We start from the raw sequence: 14,212 nt of genomic DNA, 5'->3' as shown, positions 1-14,212 counted from the left end.
AATTTTGTGACGCCAATATAATAATCACTGAATTAAAATAAAAATTTATAACTCAATTGAATATTCCTTCCTGGCATATATGCAAAATTTTTTATTGATGATAAGTGATCTTTATAAGACTTATCTAATAAATTTTCTACTTTTAAATTCAGTACATGATAAAATTTACCAGTTAATATTTTTATTCCAACATAAATATCTATTATTCCATATCCTTTTGTGGGCGATTCATTTATCGAGACTTTACTTTGCTCAGCAATTAATTTTAATTGATAGCCGAACCAATAATTATCTGTAAAATATCTTTGCTCTAATGAAAATCTAAATGGCGGCATTTGTGGTAAATTTTCTTTTGTATCTCTAATAATGCCTCTTACATAATCCATTATAGCTGTTAAAGAAAAATTTCTTGTGAATTCATATTGTGTTATTAATTCAAATCCATAAATAGCTGCATTTGTTTGAGAATAAATAAACACAGGATAACCTGATATATAATTAAATTTATTTTCTGATGCTGCATCATAAAAATAATTTGTTGGTTTTCGATATATGAAATCATTCAGAATATTATAAAAACTGCTTAGTTCAAAAAAGTGATTCTCTTTTCTTACTCGTAATCCTAAATCAAATCCAAGATTATTTTCTTTTTTAAGATTACGATTACCAATATCAAAAGTAGCAGTAGCTTCATGAATTGCATATGAAGAAAGTTCTTCTATCGTTGGAGCTCGAAAGGCATTTGCAATATTTGAAAAGAGAGAAATATCATCAGTTAGGTTAAAAGAAAAGCCAAGTGAACCACTGAATGATAAATAATTTTTATATTCAGCTTGGAAAGAAGTATCAGAAATTGTAGATGCTGGAATGAATACTTTATTATTTTCAATCCTTGCACCGAATTGTAAACTTACTTTATCACTTTTGACTTGTTCATATATGTAAGCAGCTAATCCTTCATAATCTGCATTTGGAGTAAAAGCTTCTTCTCCTGTAACATTATAATTTTGTTTTTGATACCAGAATCCAATTACACCATTAATGTTATTTAAAATTGGCTTGTGCTTAAAAGACAAATCTAAACTATAGGATTTCAATCCAAATGATGTTCCAATTTCTCCTGTTGTTCTAATTACTTCCTGATGTTCATAATTTTGATATCCAGCTTTAAGACTAAAATCATTTATGAAGAAATTAATTTTATTACTTTCAATTAGAAAACGATATTCTTTTTTCTTCATATTAATTTTGACTGGTTCTTCTTCATTATTTGCTATTGGGATACCATAACTGTTGTAATAATCTTTAAAACTAATTCCACTTCTTCCAAATGATGGTATAAATGCAAATCCAAATTGATAACCTCTTGTGAATTGGTCAGAGTTTAATACTTCAGAACCATTTCCGTCAAAATAATTTTTGCTTCCTCGATTGAAATAATTTGTGTGAAAGGAAAATTTGTCTATGCCAAAATGTAAATCACTGCTGATATTATATTCTTTATTGACTGAGGAACTTCCTGAGTTAATTTCTCCATGAATTCCATTTGGGATATAATCAGGAATTTCTTCTGTTATGATATTTACAACTCCGCCAATTGCATTACTTCCATAAAGCAAGCTTGAAGGTCCCCGCAGAATTTCAATTTTTTCTGGTGTATTTCCATCGGCTGAAACTGAATGGTCTTCTGATGTATTTGATAAATCTCCCATTCTTAATCCATTTTCTAAAATTAAAACTCGATTATTGCTGAAACCTCTGATTACAGGTCGTGAAGCAGCAACACCATTAGAACGCATTGAAACACCAGGCTGAAAATTTAATATCTGTGCAATAGTAGAATTATTTTTAATTATTAAATCCATATTTGCAATTGATAAAATACTTTGGGATAAATCTTTTGGGTCAATTGAAACTGGATTTCCTGTGACAATGACTTCTTCCAGATTTATTATTCCTTCTTGAAGTTTGACCTCAATAATTTTATCGGCAGGAATATTTACTTTCTTTGTAATTGTTTTATGACCTATATAAGAAAATTTCAAAGAGTAAATTCCACTTTTCAAATTATGAAACTCAAATTTACCTTCTGTATCGGTTGTGGTTCCAATTTTTAATTCTTCTATTAAAACATTAACACCAATTAAAGGTGAATTATCTTTTTCTTCTTTAACATAACCAATTAATGAAGATGTTTGAGCATGAATTAATGTTGTCAAAAAAAATATAATGGAGAAGAAATAATTTATATTCTTCATAATAAACCTCCCTTTAAAATTTCATTCAGTGAAAGAATAAAAAGTATTTTTATAAATAAGTTTATTATTAAAACAAAAAGGGAGGTGACCGTAAATTTGTTGATGAGAAAAATTTTAAGAGTGAATTGAAAACAAAGTTAATCTGAATAACTGCAATGGTTTGATTATGGTAAGTATAATTTGAAGCAGATTTTAATTGTCCATTAAATGTATAATTGAAAAATTGTTCAGCGCTGCAAATGCCCGATTCATCTTTAAACGGGTCAATTATATTTTCTTGCTTAGATAATTCTAACTGGCTGTAATTTCTAAAATTATTTTTATGAATGTGGAAAACATTTATAGATAAAAGTGAAAAGTATAAGATTAGGTTCAGCCAACTAACAATATGTTTAGATTTTCCTTTCACAAAAATTTTATTGATTATATAATCATCAAACTTTATTTTCAGTTGCAAATCTAAAGACAATAAGTCTAATTTTCAAAAGCTAAATTAAATTGGAGGAGTTATGATTAATAATAAATTAACAGGGGAAGTTTATTATCCTGACCAGGAGGTAATAAATAAAGCACACATAAAAAATTGGGATGAACTAAATGAATTTGCAAAGAAAGATTATGAAGGATTCTGGTCGAAAATGGCTGATGAACTTCATTGGTTTAATAAATGGGAAAAAGTAATTGATGATTCTAATAAACCTTTTTATAAATGGTTCACTGGAGCTAAAACTAATATTGTTTATAATTGTCTTGATGTTCATATCAAAACATTTCGAAGAAATAAATTAGCATTTATATGGGAAGGCGAAAATGGTGATTTACGAACAATGTCATATTATGCATTACACAGAGAAGTTTGCAAATTTTCAAATGTGTTAAAAAGTATGGGAGTTCAAAAAGGGGACCGAGTTACAATTTATATGGGCAGAATTCCAGAAATTATAATTGCTATGTTAGCATGTGCAAGAATAGGTGCAATTCATTCAGTTGTTTATGGAGGATTTTCTGTTGAATCTCTTGCAGAAAGAATTGAAGATAGTAATTCGAAAGTATTAATTGTTGCTGATGGAGCTTATCAACGTGGCAAAATTGTTCCATTAAAACAAATAGCAGACGAAGCTTTGCAAAGATGCGGCACAGTTGAACATGTTTTAGTAGTGAAAAGAACCAATCAAGAAATTAATATGGAACAAGGCAGAGATATGTGGTATCATGAATTAATGAACTTACCGATTGCAACTCAAAATTGTGCATTAGAAATTATGGATTCAGAAGATCCGCTTTTTATACTTTACACTTCTGGCACAACTGGAAAACCGAAAGCAATTTTGCATACTCACGGCGGTTACATGGTTGGAGTTTATACTACATTAAAATATGTATTTGATATTCATGAAGAAGACAGATACTGGTGTGCAGCAGACCCAGGTTGGATTACTGGGCACAGTTATATTGTTTATGGACCTTTATTAAATGGTGCTACTTCTTTTATGTATGAAGGTGCACCAAATTATCCATATCCTAACCGCTGGTGGCAGATGATTGAAAAGTATGGGATTAATATTTTGTATACTGCTCCAACTGCAATACGTGGATTAATGAGATTTGGAGAAGCATGGGTCAAACGTCATGATTTATCATCTTTGAGATTATTAGGTTCAGTTGGTGAACCAATTAATCCAGAAGCATGGAAATGGTATTATAAAGTTGTTGGAAAAGAAAAATGTCCTATCATGGATACATGGTGGCAAACAGAAACTGGAATGTTTATGATAACTCCAATGCCTTGTGTTCCACTTAAACCTGGTTCAGGAACAAGACCATTCCCTGGAATTGAAATGGATGTTGTTGATGAAAATGGGAATTCAGTTAAACCAAACGAAGAAGGATATCTTGTAATTAAAACTCCATGGCCTGCAATGATAAGGACTGTTTATAAAGACCCAGAACGTTATGTTCAACAATACTGGAGTAAATTTCCCGGAATGTATTTAACAGGTGACAGTGCACGCAGAGATGAAGATGGTTATTACTGGATTATTGGAAGAGTTGATGATGTAATTAAAGTATCTGGCTATCGATTAGGGACAGCAGAAATTGAAAGTGCTTTGGTAAGTCATCCTGCAGTTGCGGAAGCTGCAGCTATTGGTCTACCTCATGAAGTAAAAGGAAATGCAATATATGCTTATGTAATTCTTCGAAATGGATATGAAAAATCAACTGCATTAATTGAAGAACTAAGACAACATGTAAGTCACGAAGTTGGTCCAATCGCAAAACCTGAACATATTGAATTTGTTGATTCATTACCAAAAACCCGAAGTGGAAAAATTATGAGAAGAGTTCTTAAAGCAAGAGCATTAGGTCAGGACCCAGGAAATATTTCTACGATGGAAGAATGATGATTATATAATTACAAAATTGAAAGATTGCAAAATTGCAGGATTATGGTTACAGGTTTCAGGTTACAGGTTGAAAGAACCCTAAAAGGGTTCAATGTTAATAGATGATTTCAAAATTACAAAATTGCAAGAACCCCGAAGGGGTTAAATATGAATAGAAGAAATATCACGATAAAATATTTTTTCAGAACCCTGAAGGGGTTCAATATTAGACGATGGAAATAGAAGCGTTTGGAAAAATGGAATGATGGAATAATGGAATGATAGATTGTAACGCGAAACAAAGTTTCGTGAAAAACCTAATTACAAAATAACAAATTGCAAAATTGCAAATAACTCGAAATTGCAAAATTATGCCACAAGGCATTCCTTTGGAACAAGATTATGCTATAAGGCATTCCTTCAGAACAAAAATGTATCCTCGACATTCCTTTAATATAAAATGAAAAATAATTTATGAAATAAATTTTTTAATTTTATTTAATAAAAAAATATCTTTAACATGAAACCTGCATCTTTAATCCTTTCTTATCTTTTATGCATTAATTTGACTCTCGCACAATCAGCAAATGAAATTGTTAAAAGAGCTCAAGAATTGCTTTATGCTAAAAGCAGCTATTCAGAAATGAAAATGACAATTATAAAACCAGACTGGCAAAGAATTCTTGGAATGAAAGTATGGGCTTTAGAACCAGATTATGCAATGATTTATATTACCGATCCTGCAAGAGACAAAGGAACAGTTACACTAAAAAGAAAAAATGAAATCTGGAACTGGCTTCCTTCAATTCAAAAAGTTATTAAAATTCCTCCTTCAATGATGAACCAATCATGGATGGGTTCTGATTTTACTAATGACGATTTAGTCCGCTCATCATCTTATGAAAAAGATTATACACATAAAATTCTTGGAGAAGAAAAATTAAATGATTATATCTGCTATAAAATAGAATCAATTCCTAAACTCGAAGCAGGTGTAGTATGGAGTAAAGTAATCACTTACATAACAAAAAATTCTTATATGCAATTAAAATCAGAATTCTATGATGAAGAAAATAATCTTGTTAAAATATTTACAGGAAGTGAAATCAAAAATATTGGCGGAAGAACATTGCCTACTCGATGGGAAATGGTTCCAATAAATAAACCTAACAATAAAACAATTATCGAATACATGAAAATTGATTTTAACATTGAAATTAATCAATCATTTTTCTCACAACAAAATATGACACGAGTGCGGTAATGAAATTGTTTTTAAGTCTTGCATGGAGAAATATCTGGCGTAATAAACGACGAACAATCCTTGCAGCTTTATCAATTTTCTTTTCTGTATTTCTTGCATTAATAACACGCTCAATGCAAAACGGAACTTATGATTACATGATTGATAGTGCAGTAAGAATGTATACAGGCTATCTTCAAATTCATGCAAATGGTTATTGGGATGAAAGAAGTCTTGAAAAAAGTTTTGTTTATGATAAAAATTTATTTAACAAAATTGAAAAAATAGATTATGTAGAAAATGCTGTCCCTCGCTTAGAAAATTTTCTTCTCATTTCATCAAAAGAAATAACAAAAGTTGCAAGTGCAATTTGCATTGAACCTGAAAAAGAAAATTTAATGACCGGTTTAGAAAAAAAATTAATTCATGGCAAATATCTTAATGAATATGATGAAGGAATTTTAATTTCAGAAGGACTTGCAAAAATGCTGAATGTGAATGTCGGTGATAGCGTTGTTCTTTATGGACAGGGAATTTATGGAATTACTGCTTCTGCATTATCTCCGATAATTGGAATTATAAAATTTAATTTGCCTGATATGAATAATTCATTAATATATCTTCCACTTCGATATGGACAAAATCTTTTTTCAATGGAAAATAAAGTTACATCTGTTTCAATAATGCTGAATAATCCAAAAAAATTGAACAGCGTTTATGAACAGATTAAATCATTATTAACAAATAATTATGAGTTAATGAAATGGGATGAAATGATGCCTGAATTAGTTCAAGGAATTGAAATTGACAGTGTAAGTGGTATGTTTATGCTATTCATTCTTTATTTGATTATAGCATTCGGAATTTTTGGAACAATAATGATGATGACTGCAGAAAGAACAAAAGAGTTTGGTATTTTAATTTCAATCGGAATGAAAAAATCAATTCTAATTTTCATCTCAATTCTTGAAACAATTTTTATTTCGTTTATTGGTGCATTTGCTGGATTGTTGATTTCAATTCCAGTGATTTTTTATCTAAATAAAAATCCAATTCAATTTACTGGTGAATTAGCAGAATTGAGTTTGAAATTTGGAGTTGAGCCTATTCTTCCTTTCAGTACTGATGCAGGAATTTTTTTAGCTCAAACATTAATTGTCCTAATCATTGCTCTATTCAGTGCTCTTTATCCAGTAAGATATATTAAAAAACTTCAACCAATAAAAGCAATGCGGCAATGATTTTTCAACTTGCATGGAAAAATATCTGGAGAAATAAAAAACGAAGTTTGATTTTGATTTTCTCTGCTCTTGCTGGAATTTGGGGAGGATTATTTTCCAATGCAGTATTTATTGGAATGTGGGAAACAACAATTGAATCTGCAATCAATCGTGAATTATCTCATATTCAAATTCATAATCCAATTTATCTTGAAGAAAAACTTATCAATCAAAATATTTCTGATATAAATAAAGTTAGAAAAGTATTATCACACACAAATTCAATTAAATATTTTTCTGAAAGAACAATTATAGACGGTATTGCACTTTCATCTGTTACTTCTGGCGGTGTTAAGATAATTGGGATTAAACCAGAGAAAGAAAAATCTATCACTTCAATTCATAATAAATTAATTGCTGGAAATTATCTTAATCGAAATTACGATAATGAAATTTTGATTGGAAGAAAATTAGCAGAAAGATTAAAGCTGAAAGTTGGTTCAAAACTTGTTTTGTCATTTCAAGATGTAAATGGAAATCTTGTTGCTTCTGCATTTAGAGTTGCCGGCATTTTTAAAACTGAATCTTTGATGTTTGATGAAAGAAACTGCTTTGTTAATTCAGAGGTACTTTTTTCATTGATTGGGGAAAAAGATTTAATTCATGAAATTGCAATTCGAGTAAAAGACATAAACGAAATTGAATCAACAAAAAATTTATTGCAGTCACAATTAACGAATTTAAAAATTGACAGCTGGAAAGATTTAGCTCCCGAATACATTTTAACTCAAGAGTTTCTTTATCTCGAACTGAATATTTTTATGGGAATAATTCTCTTTGCAATACTTTTTGGAATTTCAAATACAATGATGATGTCTGTCTTCGAAAGAATTCGTGAGTTTGGAGTTTTACTTGCAATTGGTATGAAACGAGTAAGATTATTTTCTCTTATTGTTATTGAATCTGTTATTCTCTTATTTACTGGTGGAATGATTGGAACTCTATTGGGTTTTATTACAATTCAACTTTTGCAAAAGAATGGAATTGATTTATCAATATTTGGCGAGGGACTTGCTTCTTATGGAATTTCTGCAATTCTTTATCCAGTTCTGCCGTTAAAAATGTACTTAAGTTTATTTGTAATGATGCTGATTACTTCTATCATTGCTGCTTTATCACCAGCTATAAAAGCTGTTAAATTAAAACCAGCAGAAGCAATAAGAGCTTTTAATTGAACCTGAACTTTGAAAATGAATTTTGAATAATCTGTGAAATAAAAATTAAAAAGCGAAATTCATCGGAGTTTGATATGGCTTTAATTGAAATTAAAGACCTCAATAAAATTTATGATGAAACCAAAATTCCTGTTCATGCATTGAAGAATATTAATTTGAAAATCGAAAAAGGAGAATTTACTGCAATTGTTGGTCCATCAGGATCTGGAAAAACAACTCTTTTAAATATGATTGGCGGATTAGATTTACCTACAAGCGGACAGGTTATTATTAATGGTAATGATATATCGAAATTCAAAACTGATGACTTAATTAATTTTAGACTTCATAACATTGGATTTGTTTTTCAATCATTCAATTTAATTCCAGTCCTAACTGCAAAAGAAAATATAGAATTTGTAATGCTGCTTCAAGGAATTCCAAAGCATGAAAGAGAAAAAAGAACACTCGAATTATTAAAAGCAGTAGGACTTGAAGATAAAATTAATTCAAAGCCATTTGAACTCTCAGGTGGCCAACAGCAGCGAGTTGCAGTAGCTCGTGCAATTGCATCTTATCCTTCCTTTGTGCTTGCCGATGAGCCTACAGCAAATCTTGATTCTGAATCTGCAGAAAGTTTATTAAATATACTTGAAGAACTAAATAAAAATCTTCGCATTACTTTCATATTTGCAACTCATGATAATAAAGTTATAAAAAAAGTTAAAAGAGTAATTACACTTGAAGATGGAAAAATTGCATCAGACATTCTTCAGAACTGAAATTATTTTTATCATAATTTTTTTTACAACAAAACTGCAAGCACAAAGCAGCTATGAACTTAGCGGCTATGTGAAGTACTTATTCAGTTTATCTAAAATAAAAAACATTGATAATAATTTAATAGATAATACATTCCACTCGAGATTAAATTTTAGATGGTATCCTTCTGATATTTTTAATTTTTCATTAGGAATAAGAAATAGAATTGTAATTGGAGAATCACCATCAAAAATTCCTGATTACGATAAAATCTTTTCTTCTGATAATGGAATTTTGCAACTGAGTAAATTTTTATGGAAGAATAAAAATACAATTAATCATTTAGAGATTGACAGATTGTGGACAGATATTAATTTCGATAAAGTTAGATTGAGTTTAGGGAAACAAAGAATTGCATGGGGAACAAGTTTAGTTTGGAACATTACGGATATTTTTAATCCTCTTTCAGTATTAGATTTTGATTATGAAGAACATCAAGCAGCAGATGCAATTAGATTACAATATTTTTCATCTGAGCTTTCAAAGTATGACATTGCTTTTCAATTAGAGGAAGAAATTAGTAAATCAAAATTTGCATTTCAATATTCAACTAATTTTAGTGAATATGATTTTTATTTTTTGATTGGGAATTATAAAAAGAGATTCATGCTTGGAGCAGCATGGGCTGGAGATATTTTGGATGCAGGTTTCAGAGGAGAAGTTTTATTAATGAATTCACCATCAAGAAGTAATATTGCTAATAATCTTTTTTATAATGAAAGAAGAATTCAATGTAGTATTGTTCTATCGTTTGATTACACATTTGAAAACTCACTTTATGTTCATTCAGAACTTCTTTACAATAACATTGGCAAAAAAGAAAATGCAGCTTTATTTAGAAATGATGCATTAGAACTTGGAATGCTTTCAGCAGGAAGATTAAACTTATTTTATCAGATTGGTTACAATATTTCACCATTAAGCAGAATTGATGTAATCTCACTTCACAATGTATATGACAATTCATTTGTAATACTTTCAACATTAAGTTACAATTTGATTGAAAATCTGGATTTATCTTTAATTGGTATTTATTTCCAAGGGGAGGGAAGTGATGAATATTCTCCTTCTGGTAAAATGATTTATATGAGATTAAAATTTTCGTTTTGATATTTATCGAAGTAATTAATAAAAAGTATTTAAAAACATATTTTATCTCTGCTAATAATTTTCTTTTAGAAAAATTGATTTTATAAGGTGCAATTATTATTTTGTAGTAAAAAATAAAGGGCATAAAGCAGTAAGGGCTATTTAATCCAGCAAATTTTGTTCCCGACTTGTGATAGGATTGAGAGTATATTACCGTTAAAATGGTACATATATTTTTTAATCCGAATTTGGGGTAGTTAATTCTTCGAGGATTAATAAAATAGGTACTATTTTAGCGATTTTTTTTAGTAAAAATTTATGCCATGTGACTGACGTGGCGGAGCTGTATCTAAAGGTTAAAGGTTCAATGACAGGTGTGAAGACAGATGCATTTGGAATGATGCCTGCCCGCCTCTGGTGGAAAAAATTGGAATGATGGGATTGTGATTGTAACACGAAATGAAATTTCGTTCAAAGAAGTAAATGATTATGTGTAGAAGTAGCAGGTTACAGGTTAAAAAACCACGAAGTGGTTTAATATGAATAGACGAAATGTAATGAAATATACGTTTGGGGAACCCTGAAGGGGTTCAATGATAATGGGGAGAACAGAGTGTTTGGAATAATGGAATATTGGGAATTAGAAAAACTTAGTTCAAAAAATATTGAAACCGCAGGGAACGCAAAGTTCAGAATGACTTTTGTATATTGTCATTCTGAGGAGCCCGCCTTTGGCGGGCGACGAAGAATCTAATTATTACTTCATAATTTTATATGAGGTTCTTCGTCCGCCTTTGGCGGACTCAGAACGACATGAAGTTTCGACTGATGAATCTAAAAACAGAGAAAATCTGATTAATCTGTATTTATCTGTGTTCAAAAAAATATTGAAACCGATTAAGTGCAAAAGAATCGCAAAGAAAATAAACGAGGCTGTTCATTTCGAACAGCCCCTCAATGCATTAACTCAATTCAGAATAAAATGTACTTGAATGATTTACTAAAACATTTCTCTCATCATAAGTAAGCAGAGAAGAGAAAATCTTTTTATTCTGATATGAGTTAAATTTGTTCTGGTTGTTTGTCGATAACACCGTCTCGAAAGTAAGAGCTTCAGTTAAATTAATGTTCAACATATTAGAAGATACATTGACAACATCATAATATGGTAACTCAGTATTAACAGGATTCGAAAAGAAGATTAACGAACTTATTCTTGCATTCTTCTCAATATTAGTATCAATAAACGAGGATTCGGTTAATGGATGTAAATTAATAATTAATTTATCCTGCTCTATATCAGCCGAACTTAATCTAACACCTACTTTCGAATCCGGAACAATTTTAAGATTATTATTTACCGAATCACCATTAATAAAAGGATAGATGACTGATATAAGATGATTATAAACATTAATGCTCGAATTCTTTGGAACAACATAAGACCAGATTTCACGCAAATGCAAATCAGAATGGATAACAGAAGAAATCTTAGCAGCAATTCTAAATTTGTTAATACGCATAAAATATTCATCAGTATTTGGCGGAGTATAATTAACTGGTTTCTGGGCAATTATATTTTTCCCGTTGCGCTGTCTGAATACAGCATTGCCAAATGTTCCTTTAATATTTCCAAAGTGTTGCTTTTTTAATTCTGCCATGGTTACCTCCTAATATTAAATAATGAAATTGTTTATTTAGTTTATGAAAAAAATTATATGAAAATATTTGCGACACCTAATAAAAGGGGGAGGGCGAGCTTTTATATATATCACTTCTTCGGCAAAAGTCGTCTCTTCGATATATTTATGATAAGATTTAATCGAATTTGAGACGACTTTAGAATTAATTATAATTTTTTTAAAATAATTTATATATATTAAAATAAACATGTTAAAACCTAATTGTTTTTATTTTCTGTGTATTTAAACGAAAATTAATAGAAATAATTGCCATTAAAATTTTTTCTTTAACAACGGCAATTATGTATTATTTGAATCGTTTAAATAATAAGGAAGTAATAACTATTAGGAGGGTTATAGTTGGAACCCGAAACAAAACTGAAGATTAATGAATTTATTAAAATATTTTGTAAAAATGATTTTTATAATGGAGTTTATTATTGTTATAAATGGAATGGTACCAATGGTATATATTTCAGAGAAAAAGGACCTGAAGATTTTGTTCTGTATATATTAGGACGCATAGCTGAAGGGAGAAGAGAAGTTTATTTGGATGATTATAATAAATTTAAGTGTTCTGTATATTATCATCTTAAACATGAAATGCTAACCTATTTTAGCTGCAGAAAGAAAATAGTTGCTGAAGAATCTCCTAATTATACCTCTGTAAGTGAATCCAATTTTGTCAGTTTTAATGATGAAGAATATTATGAAAATTGTAATGATGATGATAAAGTTATAATTAATACAATTGAAAAGAATGAATTGAAAGAACTATTATTAAGCTTATTTGACCCCGATGAAGAAACAGAAGAGTGGTTTGTATTGGAGGGATATTTAAGTGGTAAAAAAAGAGAAGAAATTGCAGAGGATTTAGGACTTAATGTTGATAAAGTAACAAATATTAAAAAAAGGATTATAAGAAAATTATATAAAAACAAAAATCTCATAAGAAAGGGCTTAAAATGTTAATTCTTTTTAATATGAATCCCTATTTATTAGAAAATTTATTTATCAATAATTTCCTTACCGAAGAGGAAGCCCGCCAGTCATTAATTGAGGAGGGATTAAATATTGAAGAAATTGATTCTAAGTTAAATGAATTTCTCAAAAAGCTTCAAGCAAGTGAATTAATCATTAGGGGGCAAATCAAGAAGGCGGAGTTTGAAAAAAATCTGAAGGAATTCAGAAATTCTGATGAAGATAATTTTACAGATGGGAGATTAAATTATAGTATTGCTGCAAGGAAAGGGGAAGGTAGTTCTAGTAGTGATGATGATGAAAAACTTCTTGATTTTATAAAAAAGAGGGAGAAAGAAGGGAAATAGTATCGGAATGAAGCCTGTAGGCCTCTGGCAGGGAATAATGGAATGTTGGAATAATGGGCTGGTGGATTGTAACACGAAATGCAGTTTCGTGCAAATATATAAAGGGTTTCAGGTTACAGGTTAAAAAACCACGAAGTGGTTTAATATTCAATAGGAGTGTTAAACAAGATAAATTTTAGAACCCTGAAGGGGTTCAATGATAATGGGGAGAACAGAGTGTTTGGAATAATGGAATATTAGGATTTAGAAAAACTTAGTTCAAAAATATTGAAACCGTAGGGAACGCAAAGTTCAGAATGACTTTGGTATATTGTCATTCTGAGGAGTCCGCCTTTGGCGGGCGACGAAGAATCTAATTATTACTTCATAATTTTATATGAGGTTCTTCGTCCGCCTTTGGCGGACTCAAAACGACATGAAGTTTCGACTGAAGAATCTAAGTGACAGAGAAGATCTAAAGAATCTGTGTTTATCTGCGTGTTATTAAAATAATATTTAGTGCTATATATGAATCCTACAGAAAATGCACAAAATATTATTGAAAAGTATTACATAACTTCACCATCAGAACTAAATCTTGAAGAAATACTGTATGCAGAAAATCTGAAATTAAAAGAAGAGCCTCTTACAAATTGTGAAGGGAAAATAATTTTCGATGAAGAAACAGGGATTATTACATTGAACTCATTATGCAAAGACGAAAGACAAAAACGTTTCACATTAGCGCACGAAATGGGACATTTCTTTAATGAACGAGAATCATTTCAATTTTATAATAAATATATTAAACAAAAATACACTTGTGGTTTTGAAGAATTTTATGGAAAGAAAAGAAAAACAGGAAGAGAAGCCGATGCAAACGAATTTGCAGCCGAGTTATTAATGTACAAACCTTGGTATCAAAATTTTATAAGAAATAAACCAATCAATTTTGAATTAATAAAGGAAGTTGCAGAATATTTTAATGTATCA

At 29.9% G+C, this 14,212-nt stretch carries 11 protein-coding genes; 9 read left to right on the top strand and 2 right to left on the bottom strand.

Annotated features, from left to right (window positions below; translation table 11 throughout):
* Nucleotides 1-32 precede the first annotated feature (32 nt).
* Nucleotides 33-2,258: a TonB-dependent receptor gene (locus AC27L2_RS12375; protein ID WP_487212072.1), complete on the bottom strand. Its 2,226-nt coding sequence runs from the start codon at nucleotides 2,256-2,258 to the stop codon at nucleotides 33-35.
* A 509-nt stretch (nucleotides 2,259-2,767) separates the two neighbouring features.
* Here AC27L2_RS12375 and acs point away from each other — a divergent pair.
* The 6 genes from acs (at nucleotide 2,768) to AC27L2_RS12345 (ending at nucleotide 10,251) form a co-directional block, all read left to right on the top strand.
* Nucleotides 2,768-4,660 carry an acetate--CoA ligase gene (gene acs / locus AC27L2_RS12370; RefSeq protein ID WP_487212071.1) on the top strand — a complete coding sequence of 631 codons (1,893 nt, stop codon included), beginning with the start codon at nucleotides 2,768-2,770 and terminating at the stop codon, nucleotides 4,658-4,660.
* A 502-nt stretch (nucleotides 4,661-5,162) separates the two neighbouring features.
* Nucleotides 5,163-5,906, top strand: coding sequence for an outer membrane lipoprotein-sorting protein (locus AC27L2_RS12365; RefSeq protein WP_487212070.1), 744 nt, complete (start codon nucleotides 5,163-5,165; stop codon nucleotides 5,904-5,906).
* Nucleotides 5,906-7,126, top strand: coding sequence for an ABC transporter permease (locus tag AC27L2_RS12360; protein WP_487212069.1), 1,221 nt, complete (start codon nucleotides 5,906-5,908; stop codon nucleotides 7,124-7,126). Before AC27L2_RS12365 ends, AC27L2_RS12360 begins: the two co-directional genes overlap by 1 nt.
* Entirely contained in the window at nucleotides 7,123-8,340 is a 1,218-nt protein-coding gene (locus AC27L2_RS12355) for an ABC transporter permease (RefSeq protein WP_487212068.1), read from the top strand. The genes AC27L2_RS12360 and AC27L2_RS12355 overlap by 4 nt, the downstream gene beginning before the upstream one ends.
* 74 nt (nucleotides 8,341-8,414) lie before the next feature.
* Nucleotides 8,415-9,101, top strand: a complete 687-nt coding sequence (locus tag AC27L2_RS12350; RefSeq protein ID WP_487212067.1) for an ABC transporter ATP-binding protein — start codon at nucleotides 8,415-8,417, stop codon at nucleotides 9,099-9,101.
* Nucleotides 9,067-10,251 (top strand): hypothetical protein, encoded by a 1,185-nt coding sequence (locus AC27L2_RS12345; RefSeq protein ID WP_487212066.1) that lies wholly within the window; start codon nucleotides 9,067-9,069, stop codon nucleotides 10,249-10,251. Before AC27L2_RS12350 ends, AC27L2_RS12345 begins: the two co-directional genes overlap by 35 nt.
* Before the next feature lie 941 nt (nucleotides 10,252-11,192).
* Here AC27L2_RS12345 and AC27L2_RS12340 read toward each other — a convergent pair.
* Nucleotides 11,193-11,891, bottom strand: a complete 699-nt coding sequence (locus AC27L2_RS12340) for a hypothetical protein (RefSeq protein ID WP_487212065.1) — start codon at nucleotides 11,889-11,891, stop codon at nucleotides 11,193-11,195.
* 381 nt (nucleotides 11,892-12,272) lie between these two features.
* Here AC27L2_RS12340 and AC27L2_RS12335 point away from each other — a divergent pair, with 381 nt between their 5' ends.
* From AC27L2_RS12335 to AC27L2_RS12325, 3 genes are all read left to right on the top strand, one after another.
* Nucleotides 12,273-12,884, top strand: coding sequence for a hypothetical protein (locus tag AC27L2_RS12335; RefSeq protein ID WP_487212064.1), 612 nt, complete (start codon nucleotides 12,273-12,275; stop codon nucleotides 12,882-12,884).
* Entirely contained in the window at nucleotides 12,878-13,240 is a 363-nt protein-coding gene (locus tag AC27L2_RS12330) for a hypothetical protein (protein WP_487212063.1), read from the top strand. Before AC27L2_RS12335 ends, AC27L2_RS12330 begins: the two co-directional genes overlap by 7 nt.
* 507 nt (nucleotides 13,241-13,747) lie before the next feature.
* Nucleotides 13,748-14,212 (top strand): ImmA/IrrE family metallo-endopeptidase (locus AC27L2_RS12325; RefSeq protein ID WP_487212062.1); only part of this gene is annotated, 465 nt, incomplete at its 3' end.

The organism is Rosettibacter sp. KY25 (genome assembly GCF_057554405.1).
This window is presented reverse-complemented; position numbering and strand designations above follow the sequence as displayed.

Excerpts from the sequence above, each read along its gene's own strand:
- AC27L2_RS12375 (WP_487212072.1), bottom strand. The coding sequence starts at position 2,258 with ATGAAGAATATAAATTATTTCTTCTCCATTATATTTTTTTTGACAACA.
- acs (WP_487212071.1), top strand. The coding sequence starts at position 2,768 with ATGATTAATAATAAATTAACAGGGGAAGTTTATTATCCTGACCAGGAG.
- AC27L2_RS12365 (WP_487212070.1), top strand. The coding sequence starts at position 5,163 with ATGAAACCTGCATCTTTAATCCTTTCTTATCTTTTATGCATTAATTTG.
- AC27L2_RS12360 (WP_487212069.1), top strand. The coding sequence starts at position 5,906 with ATGAAATTGTTTTTAAGTCTTGCATGGAGAAATATCTGGCGTAATAAA.
- AC27L2_RS12355 (WP_487212068.1), top strand. The coding sequence starts at position 7,123 with ATGATTTTTCAACTTGCATGGAAAAATATCTGGAGAAATAAAAAACGA.
- AC27L2_RS12350 (WP_487212067.1), top strand. The coding sequence starts at position 8,415 with ATGGCTTTAATTGAAATTAAAGACCTCAATAAAATTTATGATGAAACC.
- AC27L2_RS12345 (WP_487212066.1), top strand. The coding sequence starts at position 9,067 with ATGGAAAAATTGCATCAGACATTCTTCAGAACTGAAATTATTTTTATC.
- AC27L2_RS12340 (WP_487212065.1), bottom strand. The coding sequence starts at position 11,891 with ATGGCAGAATTAAAAAAGCAACACTTTGGAAATATTAAAGGAACATTT.
- AC27L2_RS12330 (WP_487212063.1), top strand. The coding sequence starts at position 12,878 with ATGTTAATTCTTTTTAATATGAATCCCTATTTATTAGAAAATTTATTT.